This is a genomic window from Planktothrix sp. PCC 11201 (genome assembly GCF_900009135.1).
GTDB lineage: Bacteria > Cyanobacteriota > Cyanobacteriia > Cyanobacteriales > Microcoleaceae > Planktothrix.
On the sequence record NZ_LT797709.1, the window covers coordinates 133,448 to 155,359 of the forward strand.

At 38.5% G+C, this 21,912-nt stretch carries 23 protein-coding genes and 1 riboswitch; of the genes, 13 read left to right on the top strand and 10 right to left on the bottom strand.

What is annotated here, in order from left to right; genetic code table 11:
* Positions 1-242: 242 nt before the first annotated feature.
* Both PL11201_RS19190 and PL11201_RS19195 read left to right on the top strand, forming a co-directional pair.
* A complete protein-coding gene (locus PL11201_RS19190; RefSeq protein WP_079680493.1) occupies positions 243-1,727 on the top strand; it encodes a HEAT repeat domain-containing protein in 1,485 nt (494 codons plus the stop codon).
* Positions 1,728-1,879: 152 nt separating this feature from the next.
* Positions 1,880-2,242 (top strand): hypothetical protein, encoded by a 363-nt coding sequence (locus tag PL11201_RS19195; RefSeq protein ID WP_079680494.1) that lies wholly within the window; start codon positions 1,880-1,882, stop codon positions 2,240-2,242.
* 107 nt (positions 2,243-2,349) lie between these two features.
* Here PL11201_RS19195 and PL11201_RS19200 read toward each other — a convergent pair whose 3' ends face one another.
* Entirely contained in the window at positions 2,350-4,200 is a 1,851-nt protein-coding gene (locus PL11201_RS19200; RefSeq protein ID WP_079680495.1) for a DnaJ domain-containing protein, read from the bottom strand.
* A 36-nt stretch (positions 4,201-4,236) separates the two neighbouring features.
* Here PL11201_RS19200 and hypE point away from each other — a divergent pair, with 36 nt between their 5' ends.
* Positions 4,237-5,283, top strand: coding sequence for a hydrogenase expression/formation protein HypE (hypE, locus tag PL11201_RS19205; protein ID WP_079680496.1), 1,047 nt, complete (start codon positions 4,237-4,239; stop codon positions 5,281-5,283).
* 27 nt (positions 5,284-5,310) lie between these two features.
* A complete protein-coding gene (locus tag PL11201_RS19210; RefSeq protein ID WP_079680497.1) occupies positions 5,311-5,535 on the top strand; it encodes a type II toxin-antitoxin system HicB family antitoxin in 225 nt (74 codons plus the stop codon).
* Positions 5,536-5,582: 47 nt separating this feature from the next.
* Here the strand turns inward: PL11201_RS19210 and PL11201_RS19215 are convergent, their stop codons facing one another.
* Positions 5,583-6,062, bottom strand: coding sequence for an NC domain-containing protein (locus tag PL11201_RS19215; RefSeq protein ID WP_079680498.1), 480 nt, complete (start codon positions 6,060-6,062; stop codon positions 5,583-5,585).
* Between the two features lie 121 nt (positions 6,063-6,183).
* On the bottom strand, positions 6,184-7,365 hold the full coding sequence (locus PL11201_RS19220; RefSeq protein WP_079680499.1) for a 5-(carboxyamino)imidazole ribonucleotide synthase: 1,182 nt from the start codon (positions 7,363-7,365) through the stop codon (positions 6,184-6,186).
* Positions 7,366-7,531: 166 nt separating this feature from the next.
* Here PL11201_RS19220 and PL11201_RS19225 point away from each other — a divergent pair, with 166 nt between their 5' ends.
* The 6 genes from PL11201_RS19225 (at position 7,532) to PL11201_RS19250 (ending at position 14,500) form a co-directional block, all read left to right on the top strand.
* A complete protein-coding gene (locus PL11201_RS19225) occupies positions 7,532-8,101 on the top strand; it encodes a Uma2 family endonuclease (protein WP_079680500.1) in 570 nt (189 codons plus the stop codon).
* A 100-nt stretch (positions 8,102-8,201) separates the two neighbouring features.
* Positions 8,202-8,366, top strand: a riboswitch (cobalamin riboswitch).
* A 79-nt stretch (positions 8,367-8,445) separates the two neighbouring features.
* Complete coding sequence (gene cobG / locus PL11201_RS19230) at positions 8,446-9,873, top strand: precorrin-3B synthase (protein ID WP_079680501.1); 1,428 nt, start codon at positions 8,446-8,448, stop codon at positions 9,871-9,873.
* Between the two features lie 24 nt (positions 9,874-9,897).
* Positions 9,898-10,527 carry a precorrin-8X methylmutase gene (locus PL11201_RS19235; protein WP_079680502.1) on the top strand — a complete coding sequence of 210 codons (630 nt, stop codon included), beginning with the start codon at positions 9,898-9,900 and terminating at the stop codon, positions 10,525-10,527.
* Positions 10,524-11,228 (top strand): precorrin-2 C(20)-methyltransferase, encoded by a 705-nt coding sequence (gene cobI, locus PL11201_RS19240; protein ID WP_079680503.1) that lies wholly within the window; start codon positions 10,524-10,526, stop codon positions 11,226-11,228. Before PL11201_RS19235 ends, cobI begins: the two co-directional genes overlap by 4 nt.
* Positions 11,225-12,709 (top strand): precorrin-3B C(17)-methyltransferase, encoded by a 1,485-nt coding sequence (cobJ, locus tag PL11201_RS19245; RefSeq protein WP_079680504.1) that lies wholly within the window; start codon positions 11,225-11,227, stop codon positions 12,707-12,709. The genes cobI and cobJ overlap by 4 nt, the downstream gene beginning before the upstream one ends.
* Before the next feature lie 78 nt (positions 12,710-12,787).
* Positions 12,788-14,500, top strand: a complete 1,713-nt coding sequence (locus PL11201_RS19250; protein WP_159451564.1) for an EAL domain-containing protein — start codon at positions 12,788-12,790, stop codon at positions 14,498-14,500.
* Here the strand turns inward: PL11201_RS19250 and PL11201_RS19255 are convergent.
* Positions 14,497-15,096, bottom strand: a complete 600-nt coding sequence (locus tag PL11201_RS19255) for a chorismate lyase (RefSeq protein ID WP_234996778.1) — start codon at positions 15,094-15,096, stop codon at positions 14,497-14,499. The two genes, PL11201_RS19250 and PL11201_RS19255, sit on opposite strands and share 4 nt — an antisense overlap.
* A 93-nt stretch (positions 15,097-15,189) precedes the next feature.
* On the opposite strand from PL11201_RS19255, the gene rnhA reads away from it, so the two are divergent.
* A complete protein-coding gene (gene rnhA, locus PL11201_RS19260) occupies positions 15,190-15,678 on the top strand; it encodes a ribonuclease HI (protein ID WP_079680507.1) in 489 nt (162 codons plus the stop codon).
* A gap of 1 nt (position 15,679) precedes the next feature.
* Here rnhA and PL11201_RS19265 read toward each other — a convergent pair whose 3' ends face one another.
* Together PL11201_RS19265 and PL11201_RS19270 are read right to left on the bottom strand one after the other, a co-directional pair.
* Entirely contained in the window at positions 15,680-16,072 is a 393-nt protein-coding gene (locus PL11201_RS19265; RefSeq protein WP_079680508.1) for a type II toxin-antitoxin system VapC family toxin, read from the bottom strand.
* The gene (locus PL11201_RS19270; RefSeq protein ID WP_079680509.1) at positions 16,069-16,284 is read right to left on the bottom strand and encodes a hypothetical protein; all 216 of its coding nucleotides are present in this window, start codon (positions 16,282-16,284) and stop codon (positions 16,069-16,071) included. Before PL11201_RS19270 ends, PL11201_RS19265 begins: the two co-directional genes overlap by 4 nt.
* A gap of 110 nt (positions 16,285-16,394) precedes the next feature.
* On the opposite strand from PL11201_RS19270, the gene PL11201_RS19275 reads away from it, so the two are divergent.
* The gene (locus tag PL11201_RS19275; protein ID WP_079680525.1) at positions 16,395-16,937 is read left to right on the top strand and encodes a Uma2 family endonuclease; all 543 of its coding nucleotides are present in this window, start codon (positions 16,395-16,397) and stop codon (positions 16,935-16,937) included.
* A gap of 111 nt (positions 16,938-17,048) precedes the next feature.
* On the opposite strand, the gene PL11201_RS19280 is transcribed toward PL11201_RS19275, so the two are convergent.
* The gene (locus PL11201_RS19280) at positions 17,049-17,729 is read right to left on the bottom strand and encodes a Uma2 family endonuclease (RefSeq protein WP_079680510.1); all 681 of its coding nucleotides are present in this window, start codon (positions 17,727-17,729) and stop codon (positions 17,049-17,051) included.
* Positions 17,730-17,829: 100 nt separating this feature from the next.
* Here PL11201_RS19280 and PL11201_RS19285 point away from each other — a divergent pair, with 100 nt between their 5' ends.
* Positions 17,830-18,399, top strand: a complete 570-nt coding sequence (locus tag PL11201_RS19285) for a Uma2 family endonuclease (protein WP_079680511.1) — start codon at positions 17,830-17,832, stop codon at positions 18,397-18,399.
* 147 nt (positions 18,400-18,546) lie between these two features.
* Here PL11201_RS19285 and PL11201_RS19290 read toward each other — a convergent pair whose 3' ends face one another.
* The 3 genes from PL11201_RS19290 to PL11201_RS19300 all read right to left on the bottom strand — a co-directional run bounded on the left by PL11201_RS19290 (position 18,547) and on the right by PL11201_RS19300 (position 21,724).
* Entirely contained in the window at positions 18,547-19,311 is a 765-nt protein-coding gene (locus PL11201_RS19290) for a DUF4276 family protein (protein ID WP_079680512.1), read from the bottom strand.
* Positions 19,311-20,462, bottom strand: a complete 1,152-nt coding sequence (locus tag PL11201_RS19295; RefSeq protein WP_079680513.1) for an AAA family ATPase — start codon at positions 20,460-20,462, stop codon at positions 19,311-19,313. Before PL11201_RS19295 ends, PL11201_RS19290 begins: the two co-directional genes overlap by 1 nt.
* Positions 20,463-20,773: 311 nt before the next feature.
* Positions 20,774-21,724 carry a F0F1 ATP synthase subunit gamma gene (locus PL11201_RS19300; protein ID WP_079680514.1) on the bottom strand — a complete coding sequence of 317 codons (951 nt, stop codon included), beginning with the start codon at positions 21,722-21,724 and terminating at the stop codon, positions 20,774-20,776.
* Between the last annotated feature and the right edge of the window lie 188 nt (positions 21,725-21,912).

Consider the following 21,912-nt stretch of genomic DNA (forward strand, 5'->3'; position numbering starts at 1 on the left):
AAGGTGAATATAATTCTACAATTATTGGCCTGATATTCAGAGTTCAATCCTTGATAGGGACTGGACTGGTATTTGATTAATAGCCGTTTGGATCACTTTGCTTGTTTTTGGGTATAGTAGTATCGTATCAAAATAAGCAACCTATAGTTTATAGATTATAAACCCATATTTTGGGATTGATAATGCTTAACAGCTTATCTTGAGAGAACTGCGTTAGATTTCGATCAAATAGGAGTGATTTTATGGTTTTCGGCAATTTAGCGGTTATGTTAATTATTGGGGTCGTGGTTGGTGTAGGACTGGCCTACTGGTGGTTTGACCAACAGATCTCCAATCATAAAAATAGTACAGAAGAAAACAATCGTCGGCAACGAGAGGAACAGGAAAAATCACATCAGATTCGGATTCAACAAGCTGTTCAAGAGTCAGAACAGAAACATCAAAATCAACTTCAGCAAGCAATACAAACGTTAGAAAATCAATATCAAGCTCAAATCGAACGGATAAGTGTGCAGTTACAGGAGAAAGAGACTCAGGTTGCACAACTGAATCAATCGCTTTTTGAATCTGAAACTCAGGTTGCAAAAATTACAGAACAATTACAAGCCAGTGAAGCTCAAGTTGAAGAACTAGATCAATTTTTGACTGAGCATCGAACAGTTTTGGAACAAGTTACTGCTGAATTGGAAACAAGTCAAGCACAGGTTCGGGAACTGAGTCAATTTTCTGCCGATGAAGGAGTTGAATCGGAAATTTTACCAGAAGCAGTAACTCCAGCAACAGAACTAATCCTTACTTTGCCAGAAACATCTTTTGTTAAAGATGAAGTTTTAGAAACAGAACCGGAAGTTTTAGAATCTTCTCCTGTTGAAGAAGTTGTTACAGAATCTCCAGTTTTAGAGTCTCCTACTGTTGAAGAAGTTGTTACAGAATCTCCAGTTTTAGAGTCTCCTACTGTTGAGGAAGTTGTTACAGAACCTGCGGTTTCAGAGTCTCCTACCGTTGAGGAAGTTGTTACAGAACCTGCGGTTTCAGAGTCTCCTACCGTTGAGGAAATTGTTACAGAACCTGTGGTTTCAGAGTCTCCTGCTGTTGGGGGAATTGTTACAGAATCTCCGGTTTCAGAGTCTCCTGCTGTTGGGGGAATTGTTACAGAATCTCCGGTTTCAGAGTCTCCTGCTGTTGGGGAAATTGTTACAGAATCTCCGGTTTTAGAGTCTCCTACTATTGAGGAAGTTGTTACAGAAACCGCTACTATTCAAACAGAAAAAACAACATTACCTTCAACAAAACTCTCATCAGAGGAAGAATTAATTCAGCAAATTTCAGCAATTGGAGCATCGGGAAACTTTGCATCTATTAACACATTAACCGGATATTTACAACATCCTAACCCTCAAGTTCGTTATGCTATTGCTTCAACATTAGGAAAACTCACTGCTTCTGGTCGATTGAGTCGGGAAGTGCAACAAAGCATCCCCATTTTAACTCGATTGAGTCAAGATCTTGATCCGAGTGTTCGTCAAGAAGCGATTATTGCTTTAGGAAAGATACCCTCTCATCAAGTCATTCCGATCTTACAAAAAGCATTGCGAGATCCTCAAACTAACGTCGTACAAGCCGCTAGTTTAGCATTAAACAAATTCAAAGTTTATCGCGTCCGTCCTAAATCTCAACCGAAATCTCTAATGTTGAGAAAACCGAACATATATAGCAATCCTAAATAGATTGCAGTATTTTATTATAGAGGTTTGATATCCCAGTCAAACCCCTATAGTTTTGTTTTGTTTGGTGATAAACTTATAGTTTCCCTAGCGATGGGGAATAAAACATAAAGTTGTGATTTTTGTTAACAGTCAACTGATTTTTGGAAACAACAATGAAATTTCAAACATCCTTATTAGCGATCGCTTGTCTTGTTGGTGCAGTAAGTATTTCTTTACCTGTTCAAGCTAATTCCTTAGAGAGTACCTCCATGCAGATTGCTCAGTCTCGCACACCGGAAAAGACCTATATGACTCCCCAAAGAAATACTAACGAAATTGCTGTTCAAATTCAGGATGGAGAGTTTTTCTTTGCGGGAATGTTAAAGCGGACTTCGGGCAATAAATTCATGGCTCAAGATAAACGAGTTCGTGTGATGTACGATAAAGATACAAGTCGAGTCGTTGTGATCAATGTCGTTACAGGAACAGAATTTTATAACTATATCTTTTCTACTGCCAATGAGGGATCACTGTAAAAATTTTGTTATTTGATATTATAAATTATGATTAGCTAAAGAGGTTTCTAATTCTAACATAGTTTAGGCTTAATTTTGAGCTTTGCTCGGTGTTTTCTCCGCTAGTTCTAGTGTTTTGGCGATCCTGTTTTATGTGAATGCGATCGCACCTGTTGACTCCATTCATTTAAAAAAGTCTCATAGGCGTGATTAATTCTTTGCATAACAGCGATCGCTTCTGATTTAACGTTATAATCAGGATGATATTGTTTTGCTAATTGATAATAGGCTTGTTTGACTTGATTCGGTGTTGCCTTGGGATTTACCCCTAATACTTGCCACCAATTTTGATAACATTCGGATGCGATTAATTCTGGTAAACTCAATTGTTGATACCAGAGTTGTAAAATACCCTTTTGACTTCCACTAACCAATCGTTGACCATCGGGACTAAAAGCAACGGGAGAACAACCGGAGAGTGTTTGCAATAATTCTCCGGTTTTCCAATTCCATAATTTAACTGTTTGATCGACACTTCCACTCGCCAAAATTGTGCCATTGGGACTTAAAGCTAGGTCAAAAATAGCAGCAGAATGTCCGGTTAATGTCCGAATTAATTGATGATTTTTCCAATCCCAGACTTTAATTGTATTGTCAGCACTCGCACTGATTAAAGTTTGATCATCGAGACTGAATAAAACCGCAGTCACCCAGTTAGAATGCCCGGTTAGAACCATAGGATTTTCATGGGTTTTGATATTCCAAATTCTAATAGTTTGATCAGCACTACCACTGGCTACAAATTGACTCTTAGAACAGATAGCTACAGACCAAACTCCATCAGTATGTCCGTTCAAAATTCGTTTAGATTGTCCGGTTTTAAAATACCAAAGTCTAACGGTTTTATCGCCACTTCCACTAATTAAAATTTGATGATCGGGACTAAATACGAGGGACGTAATAATTCCCATATTTTTTTCAGGAAGATTCAGATCCAATAAAGTTCGATTCAGTTGTCGAGTCTGAAAATTCCAGAGGGTAATTCGACCATTAACACTCCCAGTGGCAACGATTTCTGAATTAGGACTAATGCCAACGGAATACATCTCATAGGGCATAAACCAAGTATATTTTTTCTTAACTGTATTAACATCCCAAATATGAATATTGCGATCATCACTGGCACTGATCAAAGTTTGACTATCGGGACTAAAAGCCACCGCATGAATTGAATCTTGATGTCCGGCTAAACGCTGTGTTTCTGTCCACATTAAATCCGGTGACTGGGGACGAATAACAAGATTATGATTTTCAATATTAGGTTTTTCTGTATTTTTTTGAGAGGATGATTTCTGGGGATCTTGAATATTTTGTTTAAGCTGTTTTAATTCATCTTCTAATTCTAAATCATTAAATTTTTGTTTTAATTTTTCTTCTTGAAATTCGGGAATGAGTTCCAAAACTTCTAATAACGCGGCGGTATAAAATTCCTGATCTAAAATCCGTTCTTCCATCCGGTCAAAGGCTTGAAACGCTGTTTCTCCGCTTCCAGCAGCATCAATTAATTGGGCAATTCCATATAATCCTAAGCCAACAATTCCGCCAAAAACCCCTAATGTTCCCATGCCAATTCCTACACCTGTTCCGGCAAAACCTAACCCCATTCCTCCCACAACGGAAGAAATTCCCATCCCAGAAATTGCCCCTAATCCTACTGCACCCCAAGCAATAGCATCCCCTTGATTAATGCCTCTAAATGCTCCATAAGTTGCAGCACCTGCCACCGCCCCCACACCCATTAAGGGCATCATTCCTAACCCAATTCCCCCAAAACTTCCCACCAGCCCCACACCACCAATTGTGCTATAAATTCCTGCCCCAGTCGCTGCACCAACGGTAACAAATGTTGTACCCGTGTTTAAGTTTTGAGAGAAATTATAATAACTTTTCATGATTTTTTGAAGTTCTGTAAATTTCATTATAGAATTGATAATAATTATATCAATAACCTCTCTATGACCTCTAATCCAGAGTTTAGTTTAACTTGTCCCATTCCAATTCAACAATACCCTCATATTTTACTCGCTCATGGCGGTGGTGGTAAACTGATGCGTCAATTAATTGACCAGATGTTTTTACCGACTTTTGGTCATCCGAATCAAGTGGAACATGATGCAGCTACCCTCCAATTAAATGGAAATAAAATAGCGTTTACAACGGATTCTTATGTCGTTAATCCCCTATTTTTTCCTGGGGGAGATATTGGTTCAATGGCTGTTCATGGAACCGTTAACGATTTAGCAATGGCGGGGGCTCGTCCTTTATATTTAAGTGTGGGTTTTATTTTAGAAGAAGGTTTACCGATTCAAACCTTATGGGAAATTATTCTATCGATGAAACAAGCTGCCGAAAAAGCTCAGGTTAAAATTGTTACGGGAGATACTAAAGTTGTTGATAAAGGCAAAGGAGATGGAATTTTTATTAATACATCGGGAATTGGAATCATTGAACATAATTTAACTATTAATCCCCTATCTGTTCAAGCGGGAGATGCTGTTATTATTAATGGAGATTTGGGGCGACATGGGATTGCAATTATGGCGGTGCGGGAAGGATTAGAGTTTGAAACAACTATAGAAAGTGATTCCGCCCCGGTGGCGGATGTGGTTTTAGAGTTATTAGAGGCGGGAATAGAAATTCACTGTTTACGAGATTTAACCCGGGGCGGTTTAGCCAGTACGTTAAATGAAATTGCTACTGCTGCTAAAGTTGAAATTGCAATTCAAGAAACAGCTATTAAAGTATTAGAAGAAGTCAAAGGAGCGTGTGAAATATTAGGATTTGACCCCCTTTATGTTGCTAATGAAGGGCGGTTTACGGTGTTTGTTCCTGAGAAAGATATTGAAAAAACCTTATCAATTTTACGGGCAAAAATTCCAGAAGCGGGTTTAATTGGTTGCGTTAAAACGACTTCAAATCCTTTAGTTACTATGGAAAGTACAATCGGAGCAAAACGGATTATTGATATGTTGAGTGGAGAACAGTTACCTCGGATTTGTTAGGGAGTTAATTACTAAGGAGACAGAAGAATGAAATACACAATTATTATTCAATGGTCTGAGGAAGATCAATGTTTTGTGGTATTTTTACCTGAATTTGAGGATATTATGCAGCCTTGTACCCATGGAAATTCCTATCAAGATGCTGTTAATCATGCAGAGGAGGTTATTGAATTATTAATTGAGAGTTATCAAGCAGAGGGTAAACCTTTACCCCATCAAAAAAATATAGGGAATTTTTGCCAAGTTGCTTAACTTTGTAGGATACTCCATTGTAGCCCACGCACCTAATAATACTTTATCTACAATTCACCCGCATCTCGTTTTCGCCAAAATTCATCGCGCTGTTTTTGCTGTTGTTTCAGTTTTTCTTTTCTAGCACTTTCTAAATCTTGATTTAACTTGTTAGCAATAGCCTGCTTTAACTGATGACTTTCATAACTGCGAACGGTTAAAACAGGTTGAACTAAAGAAACCGCTAAAGCTCCAATTGCAGTATGAATTTTGTCTTGAATTTGTCCTGAATATTGTTTACCTGTAATCACATACCAAGCAAACATTTCACAATTATTCCGATGAATATTATACTCTCCAAATCTTTGAGGATATTCTAAAATCCGTTGTTCTTGTTCCGGGGTTAATTCTGCTGCTTTGCCTTTATATTCAACGCCATTAGGCCCCCAACCGATTGAATTTTCAAAGGTTCCATCGGAAGAAATAAAATAATGTTTAGCAATTCCTAATGATGACTCAATAGGAATAGAATAGATTGAGTTTGCCATTTTTAATTAGTGACAATATTCCTTTGAATTAATAATATATTACTAAAAAAAAGCTGTGAATTGTTTTTTTGTTATAATTAGTAATAATTGGGGTTTGGTGCGTGGGCGGGACTTCTACATTCTAAGAATACCAAATAGATTCAATATTAGAGGCGATCGCATTTGCTTCTTGTTCTATGTTTTGACCATTTTCTGTGTGAATTAACACCGTTACATGACCTAGTTTTCGACCTGGGCGAGATGCGTTTTTACCATACCAACGAATGAAGGAATTAGGAATTTCTGCGATTTTTTGACGCTTTTCTAAATACTCACTATTAGCGGTTTCAAACCCCAATAAATTCACCATGATCGCCCCACTACATTTTAAAGCGGTATTGCCTAACGGTAAACCACTTACCGCCCTTAAATGCTGTTTAAATTGGGAAGTTTCACAAGCATCCAAACTAAAATGACCGGAATTATGGGTGCGGGGGGCGATTTCATTAACTAATATTTTACCTTCGGATGTTAAGAATAATTCTATCCCAAATACACCAATAACTTGTAAACTATTAAGTAGGGTTGTTGCGATCGCTTCTGCTTGTTCGGCTATAGTTTTATTAATATTAGCTGGAGCAATAACCCGATGACAAACTTGATTTTTCTGCACTGTTTCAACTATGGGATAAACTGCCACATCTCCCGCAACTGAACGGGCTGCAATCACCGCTAATTCCCGTTCAAAAGGAACAAACTTCTGTAATAACATGGGAGGATAATTGAATTTTGCCCAAGTTTTCGATAATTCCTCGGCATTTTTAATAATAAAAGTTCCCTGGCCATCGTAGCCATAACGACAGGCTTTTAAAACCACCGGATAACCCAAATTATGATCAATTACTTTACCATTTTCGGGGTTTAAAAGTTGAAATTCGGGAACGGGTAAACCGATTTTTTCTAAATAACTGAGTTGATCATATTTATCTAATAATAAAGATAAAGCTGATAAACGAGGACGAAAACAAACCCCCTGTTCCGCAAGTTTAGATAGGGCGTTTAAATCCACAAATTCATTTTCAAAAGTAATGACATCACAATGAGTTGCTAATTTTGCCGTGGCTGTGGCATCATCAATTTTGGCTAAAATAGTTTCTACGGCAAAAGGTACGGCGGGGTCGTCAGTTTGGGGGGTTTGAACAAATAAAGAAACCCCTAAAGATGAGGCTTCTATTCCCATCATCCAAGCCAGTTGTCCCCCTCCAATTACGCCAATTTTGGTCAGGGTTTGAGGTTGAATTGTGGAAGTAGATAGGGTGTTCATTTTTTAGCAATAGTTTCAACTTTATTTATTTTAACTGAATATAGCAATATTTATATTGAGCGTGATATTAATATAAAATTGAGTTACATTGAAGGTGAAATGCGCTCCTGCTTCAAGTGTATTTTCGGTAAGATCAGTTATAACAATCTCCTGGGACTTCTGCACCATGCCTGAAATGACCGTCAAAGACCTAGAGCGGATCGAGTCCGTCTTGTGTGAAGCTGGTTTGGACTATCAAATTGAACTGGAACAGGGTAATATCACCATTATGGGGCCATCAGATATAGTCGCCAGTGAAGTCTCCTTAGAATTTGCTCGTCAACTCAGTAATTGGGTGAAACCTCGTGGTTTGGGTCGTGTTTTTGACTCAGCAGGTGGGTTCATTTTACCAAATAGTGACCTAAAAGCACCGGATGTTACTTTTGTATTGCGCGATCGCTTGCTCAGAAGTGTGAGATATTTTGCGACCCTAGTTCCCGATTTAGTCGTTGAAGTCAAATCTCAAAGCGATCGTCTAAAAAAACTGCGAGATAAAATTAAAGTTTATATCCAACAGGGTGTTAAAGTTGCAATTCTGATTGACCCCGATACCTGTCAACTGGAAATTTACCGACCAGATCAGCCTGTAATTATATTAAGAAATGGTGATATTTTAACTGTTAGCGAACTGCTACCTGGATGGGAATTAATAGTTGCAGAAATCTGGCCTCCGGTATTTGATGAAGAGGATGTGTAATTAATTTTGTTTAGGTACTTATCTTAATTGGGTGCAGACACAGATGATACAGCGAGATTCCCCGATTAGGGTGAGGAGACCTCGCCCCTACATTTTTTTAACGCAGAGTGTCAACTGTGGTATAATTCCCTAGCTTGTTGTTGGGAAAGTCCGGTGAGATTCCGTTACTGTGCCGCAACTGTAATCAAGGAAAAAATAATTGAATTTTACTTTTTCAGCTTTTCCCTTGCGAGTCAGAATGCCAATTTCAAGCGGTTTAAGATTGGATAGAAACACGGTTTTAAACGAATAGAAAAAAACCAGTTTCTAACTCATTCTCTGCGTTGCATGGAGAAAAAACAACTGTGAATTGGTTAGTTAAAACAAAAGTTTGTCCGGGGTTATTTTATGGGACTCCCGCCCAAGATGGGTTTTTAATTCGCATCCGCACTCCTGGGGGATGGCTGAATACTCAACAGGGGAAATTGATTGCCCAACTACTCGAAGAGTGGGGAAGTGAAACCCTACAAGTTACAAATCGAGGGAATTTGCAAATTCGGGCGGTACAAACTTCCCCGAGTTTAGACGTATTTCAAACCTTACAAAACCTGGGGTTAGCCGCTTTTGATCCTCGGATCGATCACCTGCGGAATATTATGGCTAGTCCCACCGCCGGAATTGATCCTCAAGAATTAATTGATACTCGTCCATGGGTTGAAAAATTAGATTATTTTATTCAGAATCATCCCTCAATTCTTGAACTAAGTCCTAAATTTAGTATAGGCATTGATGGCGGGGGAAAAGTAGGAATTGGAACCCGTTCACCGATAGCTTGGGAACACCGTTATAATGAAATTCAACTCTTAGCAGTTGCTGTTGATTCTATCCATTTAACCTCTGATATTTACTTCCAGTTAGCCCTCGGAGGCGATAAAACTTTATATCCTACTTCAGTTTTTATTAAACCAGAAAACTGTTTAGTCGTAGTAGAATCTTTGGTTAATGTTTATATCGATTATGTGCGGAAAAATCCATCTCCAACCGGGAAAAAACCTCGGATGAAACACTTACTCAAAGATTGGGGATTGGAAAAATATATTCAATTGGTTAATGCTAATTTAGAACATCCCTTAACTCTAATTTATGACGCAGAAAAGACGGTTTTAACAACGTTAAATTCCTTACCCTCCCAACCCTATGCCCATTTAGGAATTCATCCCCAAAAACAAGCCGAATTATCCTATTTAGGCTTATCCTTAAAATTAGGAAAATTGAGTGCAGATCAACTCTTGGAATTAGTAGAAATCTCGGAAACCTTTGGGAGTGGTCAGTTACGCTTAACTCCTTGGCAGACTATTTTAATTCCCGATATTCCCAATCAAAAAATACCGGAATTATTCCCCAAACTCGCCCCATTCGGATTATCAAATTCTTTAGTCGATGCGGCAATTGTTGCTTGCGCGGGAAAACCCGGGTGTGCGGCGGCGGCAACGGAAACCCAAATCCATGCTTTAATATTAGGAGATTATCTCAAGGAACAGTTAAGCCTGAATTCCCCTGTGAATATTCATTTATCCGGTTGTGATAAATTATGCGCCCAACCGAGTCCGGCAGAAATTACACTTTTAGGAACAACAATTGAACAAAATGGCAAAATAGTTGAGGGGTATCAAGTTTATATTGGCAAGGGTCAAGACTCGTTAAACCATCAAGTTTGTGAGGGAAAACTGGTTGATATTCTTCCATTAATTAAGAAAGTTTGTATTGATCTCAATAAAACCCAACCAGAATAATTTTTTAAACATCAAACAATTAATATGTTAGATTACCTGCGAAATGGTGACGATATTTATAGAAAATCCTTTGCGATGATTCGCGCTGAAACCCCCTTAGAAAATCTATCGGAGGATTTAGCTCATGTAGCCGTGCGTTTGATTCATTCCTGTGGAATGACCGATATTGTTAAGGATTTAGAAGCCTCATCCGATGCGGTAAAAATCGGACGGGATGCCCTAGCTGATGGGGCTAAAATTCTTTGTGATTCTCAGATGGTTGCTAATGGGATTACCCGCAAGAGATTACCTCAAAATAATCAGATTATTTGTACCCTGAATCACCCAGAGGTTCCCGAAATAGCCCATCGAATTAATAATACCAGATCGGCCGCGGCTTTGGAATTATGGAAACCGGATTTAGCCGGGGCTGTCATTGCCATTGGTAATGCCCCCACCGCCCTATTTCGCTTACTGGAATTACTGGATTTAGGAATAGCAAAACCCGCCCTAATTTTGGGTTTTCCCGTGGGGTTTGTGGGGGCAGAAGAATCAAAAGCCGAATTAGCCGCCAATAGTCGCGGTGTTCCCTTTATCACCCTACACGGGAGGCGGGGGGGAAGTGCGATCGCCGCCGCCGCAGTCAACGCCTTAGCAAAGGAAAACGAATTATGAGCCCCTTAGGACGACTTTATGGATTGGGTATTGGCCCGGGAGATCCCGAATTACTCACCCTCAAAGCCCACCGCATTCTAACCACTGTCCCGGTCATTGCCTATCCGACCCTAGAAAATGGCAAGGTTTTGGCCCGGGCGATCGTGGCTGATTTTATTCGCCCCGATCAAATTGAAATTCCCATGCCCCTCCCCTTTAGTGTGGAGCGCAGTTCCCAACCCTATTATGATATCGCGGCCGACAAGATTGCCGAACAGTTGAGTCTGGGGCGAGATGTGGCGGTGCTCTGTGTGGGCGATCCCATGCTGTATGGCAGTTTTATGTATATCTTTAATCGCCTCGCGGGGCGGTTTGCCATTGAAGTTGTCCCCGGAATTTCTTCGGTGATGGCCAGTGCCGCCATGTTGGGCGTGCCGATCACCTATCGCAATGATGTTTTTAGCATTATGCCCGGCACATTGGAAGCGGACATTTTGCGCGATCGCCTTTCCAAAGTTGACGCTGCTGCTATTATTAAATTAGGCCGACATTTTGCGAAAGTTCGGGATATTTTGCTGGAATTAGGATTATTAAATCGCGCCCTTTATATCGAAAGAGCGACTTTACCGAATCAAAAAATTATTCCGATTACTGAAGTTGATCCCGAAGCCGTTACCTATTGGTCATTAATTTTAGTTCCGAGTACCACCCAACCCCAATGAAACCACCCGCTATTATTATTCTAACAGAAACCAGTATAAAAGTTGCTCGGGAAATTCAACGGGTAATCGGTTCATCCATGATTTATGGTTTAATTCATCGGACTCAATCGGCGGATTTAACCTATACAAATTTTGGGGAAACGGTGCGAGAATTATTCCAAACCGGAACACCGATAATTGGAGTTTGTGCGGCGGGAATTTTAATTCGGACAATTGCTCCTTTATTGATGAATAAAAATACCGAACCTGCGGTTTTAGCGATCGCGGAAGATGGTAGTGCTGTTGTGCCTTTATTGGGGGGTTTACAAGGAGTTAATGATTTAGCCCGTCAAATTGCCTCAGCCCTGCAAATTTCCCCGGCAATTACCACCAGTGGCGAGATTAGATTTAAAACTACATTATTATCTCCCCCTGCGGGTTATCAATTAGTTAATCCCGATGATGCTAAAACTTTTATTGCTGATTTGTTGGCGGGTGAAACAGTAAAATTAATCGGTGCAGCCGACTGGTTAGAAAAGAGTCAGTTACCCTTTGCCACCGATGGGAAATTAACTATTGAGATTCGAGATTATAATAGTTTGGCATTAGCAAAACCGAGTTTAAATTGTTTGGTTTATCTGTTGGATCAGGGAAAATCAACGGAGGAGGAACAGGATTTTTACCCCACTATCCTAGGGTCAGAAAACCCTATTTCCCAGCCAGAAACCGGGCTAAATCCTGGCAAATTAGCGATCGTGGGAACGGGGCCAGGTGCAGCCCGTTGGATGTCTCCAGAGGTGCGAGAGGTGCTGGAAACCGCAACGGATTGGGTGGGTTATAAAACCTATTTAGATTTAGTAGAATTTCTGCGGAAACCGGAAATTATTCGCCGTGAATCGGATAATCGGGTGGAATTAGATCGGGCGGAAATGGCTTTAGATTTAGCGGCTCAAGGTCGGTCGGTGGTGGTCGTTTCTTCCGGTGATCCGGGAATTTATGCGATGGCGGCGGCGGTGTTTGAGGTATTAGAAAAAAGGGCAAAACCAGCATGGGAAACCCTGGAGATTCAAGTGTGTCCGGGAATTTCAGCCATGCAAGCGGCGGCGGCGAGTGTGGGCGCGCCCTTGGGACATGATTTTTGTACAATTTCGTTATCCGATATTCTTAAATCTTGGGAAACCATTGCTAGGCGAATTGAGTTAGCGGCAGAGGCGGATTTAGCGATCGCATTTTATAACCCAGTTTCTCAGGATCGGACTTGGCAACTTTCCCAAGCAAAAGAGATTTTATTAAGGTGGCGATCGCCCCAAACCCCAATTATTTTAGCGCGTAATTTAGGACGAAAAGGGCAAACTGTGACGATCAAATTCCTAGAACAATTAACTGTTGAAGATGCCGATATGCGGACAGTTATTTTAATCGGATCAAGTAAAACTCGGATGATTCAGCAAGGATATAAAACATGGGTTTATACCCCACGTTACTATAGTGATCGGATTTGATCGGTATCTCAAATTTCTGATCCATAGGTAATAAGATTAATCTTGAACTCAAATTCAAAAAATTACATGAGTTTTACCATGCTAGATGAAATCATTAATCTTCAAAATGCAATTATTCCTATTTGTGCGATCGTAACACCGGATACGCCTCTGTTGGAAGCATTAATGATCATGAATCAAACCCATACAAAACAGTGCTTAATCCCCGAATTACCCCATCCGACTGAAAATTTAACTTTTTATTCTCAGCCTCCCGGATGTCTATTGGTGATGGAAGATGAAGAATTAGTGGGCATTTTAACCGAAAGAGATACGGTAAAATTAGCTGTTCAAGCGGAAAATCTGTCTCAAATAACGGTTAAACAGATTATGACACAACCCGTAATTACCTTAAACCGTGAAGAATTTACGGATGTATTTGTGGTTCATAATATGATGCGTCGTTTTCAAATTCGTCACTTACCGATTCTGAATGAACAGAAACAAGTTTTAGGGTTAATCACATTAAGCAGCTTGCGACAGGTTTTAAATCATCACCATTTTTTGAGGTTTCGCCAAGTTTCAGAAGTGATGACTCGTCAGGTTATTACAGTTGATCCCTTAACTTCTATTCGTGAGATTGCGACAATTTTAGCTCAATATAATATTAGTTGTATTGTGGTTGTGGTTGAACAAGAAGGCACATTCTACCCCGTCGGAATTGTCACCGAACGAGATATTTTACAACTGCAAGCCTTGGAACTTAATTTACAAAATCTCACCGCCGAAGCGGTGATGAGTTCTCCTATATTTTCAATTCAATCTACAGAATCTCTATCAACAGCACAACAAATTTTACAAAAACATAAAATCCGCAGATTAGTAGTTGTCAATGAACGGGGAGAATTACAAGGAATTATCACCGAGAGTAATTTAGTTCAGGTTTTAGATCCTTTGGAACTCTATGGGATTTTAGAAATATTAGAACGAAAAGTCAATCAATTAGAAGAATCTCGAATTTCATTGCTCAAAAAACAAGATTTTGAACTCGCTCAAGCCCTAGAAAATCAGGAGTTCAGTCTTTACTATCAACCTCAAATAGATTTAAAAACCGAGGAAATTGTTGGTGCAGAAGCATTAATTCGGTGGATATCTCCTGAAAAGGGGAATATTTCGCCGATTGAATTTATCCCGATTGCTGAAAATACAGGTTTGATTGTGCCTTTAGGGAAATGGGTATTAAAAACTGCTTGCACCCAAGCGGTTGCTTGGAAACAGGTGGGACTTGCAGCCATGGAAATTGCGGTTAATATTTCGGCTCAACAGCTTGAAGATGAGAACTTCGTATCCGATGTGATATCAATATTAACACAAACAGGTTTAGAACCCCAGCGATTAAAATTAGAATTAACCGAAAGTGTGCTAGTTCATAATATTAATTTAACCTTAGAAAAATTTAAACAGTTACAGGAATTGGGCATCGAAATTGCCATTGATGATTTTGGCACGGGTTATGCTTCTTTAAGTTATATTCAAAACTTTTTATTTGATATTTTAAAAATTGATCGCTGTTTTATTAAAGATATTACGCAAAATAATAAAAATTCAGCGATTGTTTCTGCGATTATTCGACTAGCCCGTCAACTGAATTTTAAAGTCATTGCTGAAGGGGTAGAAACGGAGTTAGAACGAGAGTTTTTAACTCAACAAGGTTGTGATTTTATTCAAGGGTATTTGATTAGTCCTCCTCTGCCCTTTGAGCAATTCTGTGATTTTTATTTCCGCTATTCTGAGAAAATTAAGCAGAATTAAACCTCTCCAGTTTCTCCTAAATATCGGGTTAAATAGGGAGAAAAAACTTCATAAATCAGGGTTAAGGGTTTGCCATGATGCCAGAATAAATAATGACGTCCCCAAAACGGCCCGGATTCTCCAAAGGCTAATTCTAAGGCTTTGCTATCCCCATAATAAATTCCCTGCACGTCCCGATAAAGTTCCGTTCGCAACCGTGCTAAACTCGCCCAGATGGGCAAAGATCGGTTTTGTAAATATTCATCAACGTGACTGGCTTCCCACCAAGAGGTGGCGTAGGCTAACCGTTGTCCCGATGCGGTTCTTAACCAGACTTGACGGCGGACACGGGGGCCAGGAACCGCTAAAATCTGTTCTGGGGCGTTATCCGTGCTCAAACCAATGGCTGACATATCAATCACATCAACCTCTGTGGGTTCCCCCGTCAAAAGTTGCAGATGTCGAGTCGGAGAACCATCGCCCAGCATTAGAATTTGCCAAGGGGGAGAAAGTTGACTATGGGGTAGTCCTTGTTTCACAATGGCTTCATCCCCCTGCCATCGACACTTAAGACGATGCCAAGCTGTGGGTTGAGTAACGGGTTCTAGTCTTCTAATACTGGCGGTCAAGGCTCTTTACAAAACTTAATGTATATTTATTGTTTATGATAGCGCCACAATGGTCATCTGTCGGGTTTTAGGGATTAGTTTATGAATGACGGTTTAAAAGAGGTGACAATTTATACCGATGGAGCCTGTAGTGGCAATCCCGGGCCAGGAGGATATGGCGTGGTCTTAATGTCTGGCCCCCACCGCAAGGAATTATCGGGAGGATATCAACTCACCACTAATAATCGCATGGAATTAATCGCGGCTATTGTCGGATTAGAAGCCTTGAAATTTACCTGTGCGGTTAATTTATATACGGATTCTCGCTATATAGTTGATGCGATGAATAAAGGATGGGCGAAGAAATGGCAGAAAAATAATTGGAAACGCAGTCAAAAAGAATCGGCTAAAAATCCTGATTTGTGGGAAAGATTACTCACTATATCAGAACAACATCAAGTGCAATTTTTTTGGGTGAAAGGTCATTCGGGAGATGAAGAAAATGAATGTTGCGATCGCTTGGCAGTAAAGGCTTATCAACAACCGGATTTACTCCCGGATTTAGGTTATGAAAAGGCTGTTGATGAGTAGATCAAGGCTGGTTTTCGACATAAGGATAAGCCAAAATTTTACTATCCATTGTCACTAAAGGACAATCATAAACCCTGGCACTGGCAACGATAATCTGATCTGCTGGGTCTCGATGAAAATTACCCGGAAGTTGAGTAGATTCTACACAAATTCTAGGCGTTAGATTTAGAAGACTTATTCCGGGATAAATTAGTGCCTGATCCAGCCATTCATCCACAGGACAAGGTAGCATTAACCGACTTCGTTCAACCAACTTCGCAATCTCCCAACAGGAAATTATACTGATACCTAAGCCTTGAAATTCTTGCTCTTGGATATACTGCTTATAATCCTGTGGGAGTTGAGAATTGTCATGCACCCACCACACCCAAATATGGGTATCTAGTAAAATCATTGTATAACTTCCCAATCCTCTTGAGCTACGGGTTTCATCGGCTCAAGATACTCTACAGTTGTTCCACGCAAAGCATATTTTTTTTGTTCAGATCCCTTCCCCTGTCGAGACAGAATAATAATTTCTACCTCCTCACCCGAATCAAAGGGTAAATTTTCTAAGGTTAGTGTTTTATTATCTGTGATTGTTGCTTCAATACGATGTGCCAGCATGATGTATATTCTCACATAATATGTTGAGTAAAACTAAGATCTGATCACATTATATCCTCAAAATTTTATATAATAATATTTGTCAGTCCTGCAAAGGCGAATCAATGAATATGGCGATCGCAACTGTAACCGAAACTGAAACCTTTTCCCTAGAAGACTTTATCGCAAATCCTCCCGATCATCAAGAGTGGGTGGATGGACAATTGGTGGAGAAAATCGGAATGACCATTAAACATAGTCGGATTCAATCGAGATTAGACTTTTACTGGAGAAATTACATCAATGAGTCGGGACAAGGGGGAGAAACAATGGTCGAACTTCCCTGTCGCACCTTAAAACAAGGGCGACGTCCTGATGTTTCCTATCTCACACCGGAATTATTAACAGAGTTTGGGGAGTTTCCCACCTTACCCCAAAGTCCCCCCCTTCTAGCTGAAATTGCATCTCCGAGTGATGCGGCGGAGGATTTATTTGCTAAAGCCAGTGAATATTTAGAGTCCGGTTGTCGGGAAGTGTGGTTAGTATTTCCTGAGAATCATCGCGTTTTAATTATTACTGAAAATCAGACCTGGGCGTTTAAATCCGGTGATATTATTAATACACAAATTATTTTATTAGGATTTAGCATTAGCATTAATGAATTATTCAGTTAACTTTGGTAGTAAGCCCTTCAGGGCTGAATCTGTAATTTATTAACCTAAATTATTTTAATAAAAATCAAAAAGTTGGGTTATTCTATCCGTTAACCCAACTTAAAAACGGGTTTAAAGCTGTTCAGGATCAATTCCTAATTCTCGGAGTTTAGCTGCTAACTTATCAGCACGTTGAGTTTCATTTTTTGCGACTTCTTCAGAAGTTAAAACCAGTTCACCTCCAGAATTAAAAAATCGCAATTTATTCTCAAAAACTCCTAAAAATAGTTCTAACTGTTGACTCCATAACCACCCGTTTTCATTCGGTGAAATCGGTTGATATTGACCCTCAACAATATGAAACCCTGCAAACTCTAAAGAATTAGGATCAAACCAAAAATAATCAGGAGTACGGAAAACATCCTGATAGATTTCTTTTTTCAGTCCTCTATCCGTATCCGCCGTTGTTTTTGATAACATTTCAATAATCACATTCGGATATTTGCCATCTTCTTCCCAAACTACCCAACTATTACGCGGTTTACGTTCTGTTCCAAGGACTACAAAAAAATCTGGCCCGCGAAATTCCTCTGATTTTTTTTGACGCTGACTATAATAAATAGTCAGATTTCCAATAGCATAGAAATCATCTCGATTTTGCCATAACCATTCTAAAGAGTTCAATAAAAGTAGAATTTGGCGGAGATGGAGTTCGCTTTCCAAAGGTGGCTCCTGACTTAATAAATCACTGGGCGGAAATTGCACTTCATCGAGAAGTGTTGGCGTTTGAATTTGTGCTTCAACAATAGACATGATTGCATCTCCGTTAGGAGGATTGTTTTTTATTATAGTTGAAAAAAATAGCGATCGCTTATAATTATTTTAATATCAAATTACCCTAAGATGAATAACCATGACCCAATTCACCTTAAACTTAGAAACTATTGATCTGACCGATGAACAGTTTTTTCAACTTTGTCAGAATAACCGAGATTTAAGATTTGAACGCAATTTCAACGGAGAATTAGTAATTATGTCACCCGCAGGTGGAGAAACAAGTAATCGAAATGCTGGATTAACGGCACAACTTTGGATCTGGAATCAACAATATAAATTAGGCAAAGTCTTTGATTCTTCAGGCGGATTTAAACTTCCTAATGGTGCAGATCGTTCACCCGATGTGTTGTGGATATCTTTAGAAAAATGGCATAATTTAACTTCCGAACAACGTCAAAAGTTTTTACCCTTATGTCCCGATTTTGTCATTGAGTTACGTTCTCCGAGTGATAATCTAAAAAACCTTCAAGCTAAAATGAAAGAATATCGAGAAAACGGAACTTTTTTAGGATGGTTAATCGATCCTCAAACCAAAACTGTAGAAATTTATCGACCCAATCAAGAAGTAGAAATATTAGAAAATCCCTTAACATTATCAGGAGAAAATATTTTACCTAAATTCACCCTAAACTTAGAACAAATTTGATAAACCTCATTGTTGTGCTTCAGCGCAATCAAAAGACTATAATAAAAACAATTAATCTTAATCTCCTCGTTTCTAGGTTCTACCTAAGATTCTGATATTTTTTGATTCTCTCATGCCCAAGTTAGAGGGGGCTTTAGGTCAGTATAATTATTGGGGTGGGTCGGTTAAGACTGACTCTATAGTTTTTTCTATATTTAGATCACTACCAATTTTGTTTTTAATCATTTTACAAAAATTTAGAAAAGATTCAAATGTTTTTAAATGATTAGTTGTTTCAACTCTCTTAATTATTTCTTTCAAGTAAAATTCTTTCACTGCATTACCTGGTTTTGTTTTTTTATATGTAGTATTGTTAGCTAAAAATAGAGCTTTTAAGTATCTTTCATGAAATTTAGCATGATTATATCGGATGGTATCAAAATTACCCATTAATTCTGGATCAAATTGAGATACATCATAATATTCTTCATAATCTGATAAAGGATAGCCTGAGTATTGCAATTTCAAAGAAGTAGGATTTTTTGGGTATAAAAATATTTCTCGATTGCCAAGTAACCATGTTTCAAGACAACGATTTTGGATAATAATTATAAGTTGTGTCTTACCTAAATTTATATTACTTTCTTGTATATAATTTATAATATAATCTTGCCTTTCAGTTACAGTTTCTTCATCAGCATCTACACAAAGAACTAAATAGTCATAATTATTTGTTTCCTTAATTTTATCAATTGCATTATCAATAAGATCGTGTAAAATCTTAGGATAACCTTTTCCACTAATAATATAATAGTTATTTTTTTGTACTTGATCATGGTAGCTGACTTTTTTCAATTCAGGGATTAAATATTTCAGCCATTCGGGATAAATTATTTTTTCTGTATCGCCTTCTACTAAAAAATAAATATTCATTAATCCTCCAAATCTTCTTCATCTTCAAGAATATTAATTAAATCAATAAAAGCTTTTTGCCTAGATGCAGAAATATGAAAATCTTCTGCTTTTTTAACAGTTACTAAGCCTCCATGACGAGTAACTATTTTCCAGTATCTAGGGCTAATATTATTAATTATGTAAGGATGATGACTTGTAATCATAAATTGCAAATCTTCCCTTTCTAAAATTAACTCCGTTACACTATCAATACAATTAACACCTAAACTATTTTCAAATTCATCAATTAGGATAACACAGTTATCAGGAGATAAATATAATTCGCTAATATACATTAACGTTTTGAACATTCCTGAAGATATATTATGTTGTCTAATCCAAAGTTCAATATCTTTTTCCTTGATTTTTATAAGAATAGCTTCTTTTAAAATATCAGCTAAAGCTAAAGGAAGTTCATCCTGATTAAAAGGTTCAACTTTGATGTCTTCAACTTTCTTAAAAATTTCTATAAATACTGACTTAATTCTATTAAAAGTTTCCGGTATATATCTGTAAACTAACGCCAATTTAATTGGTAATGGCAATTCAGTATTTTTAATTTCTGACAAATCACAATTTTCATATTTTTTCAAAATATGAGTAGGAAGTCTTAAAATATCTTCGTTGTCTAAATACTTAGCTGATTCGGTTTCTATGATTTTATCAAATTCTTGTTGTACTAGCTTAATATTTTCTTCTTCACTTAGTAGTTCAATTATACTTTTGAAAGGAGATAATTTAAAAGGAGATAATTGATCTTGAAAAATTATCCCTTTTTCTTGTGTTCTTTCAATTATAGATTTTTCATTTTTAGCTAAATATTCATATATAATTTTACATTGATCCTCTTCATCAGAATCAGTCTTTATAATTATATTATTTTGTCTAGTTTCAAATTTCCCACGCCAACGATATAAATTCTCGTCCTGAGTTACAAATGTTACATCCCAACAAACTCCATTTAGAGAAATTCCATTAGCAATCATTTTAAGACGATTAATTGCCTTCAGTATTTGTGTCTTACCAGCGCCAGATACACCAACTAACAAATTAAGATTAGATGAAAATTCAATAAAATTAAGTTTCCATTGGTATTCTTTATCTTCATACTCTAATTTTTTAAGCTTCATAAAAGTTTTTCATTAAATCATAATGTGATTGACTTCTAGTCATTGTATCAGATGACTACAAAATTATCATGATTTTTTAGGGGAGTTAAGGTGTGATCGCTCTTTTGGGTGTAGGGTAGTTGATGGTGCGTGTTGATGTGCGATGCCGACAAGCGGTGGCTACGCTATCACCCTCAGTCGAACTCACGTTAATTTTATCCTATAAATCAGGGTCAGAAACCCGGTTTCTTGGAATTGTGCGTAAGTCTAAAAAAAATAAGGTGAGTTACAAATTTCGTAAACCCACCTGAAAATCAATATTGAATCAAAGATTAACCCTTCAAAGCTTCTGCACCACCCACCACTTCCAGAAGTTCCTGGGTAATGGAAGCCTGACGAGCTTTGTTGTAGGATAAAGTCAGAGATTTAATTAAATCTCCAGCATTTTCACTGGCATTACTCATCGCCGTCATCCGGGCGGCTAACTCACTGGCAATAGATTCTTGCCAAGCGCGTAACAATTGGTTAGTTAAAAACAAAGGTAATAACGCATCCAAAATCTGAGCCGGATCTTGTTCAAAAATCATATCTCTGGGTAAATCCGTCAGAGTATTTTTGACTTTCTCCCGTGTGACTTCAAATTGACCATTTTTAGTCGTCAAACGGAAAATCTCATCATCTTGAGGTTCCAACCCTTGAGGATCAAGGGGTAACAGGGTTTGAATCACCGGACGAGAAGCAATTAACGAAACAAATTTCGTATAAATTAACTCAATTCTATCCAATTCCCCGGATAAAAATAAATCCAGAAGATTGTCCGCAGAATCCCGAACTCTATCTAAGGCTGGATTTTTTTCAGGATTTTCTACCGTTGCGCGGATAGGAGTATCCCGTCTTTGGAAATATTGAATCGCTTTGCGTCCTACCAACAAATAGGTGCATTCAACACCCTCGGCTTCTAACTCTTTAGCGCGAGTTTCAGCCCGTTTAATCACGCTACTATTATAAGTACCGCACAAGCCCCGATTACCAGCAATCACCAATAATCCGACCTTTTTGACTTCCCGTTGTTTGAGTAGCGGTAAATCTGCTTCTTCAAATTTCAAACGGGATTGTAACCCATAAAGAATTCCGGCTAATCGATCGGCAAAAGGGCGGGAGGCCAAGACTTGTTCCTGGGCACGACGCACTTTGGCTGAAGCAACTAGACGCATTGCTTCTGTGATTTTTTTGGTATTTTTAACCGAATCAATGCGATCACGGATCGCTTTTAAATTTGACATAGTTTTGTCTATAGCAGGGAACGGGTAACAGAGAACAGGTTTCACCAGTCAAGGTTGGCTGCATCAGTCTTTATCAAACACTTTTGGGCGCGACTGCTATAGCAATCCGTGTAGGATTTGTGATAAAAACCTGTAGGGGTTTGGTCTCCAAACCCTCTTTGCGCCTGGGTTTGGAGACCAAACCCCTA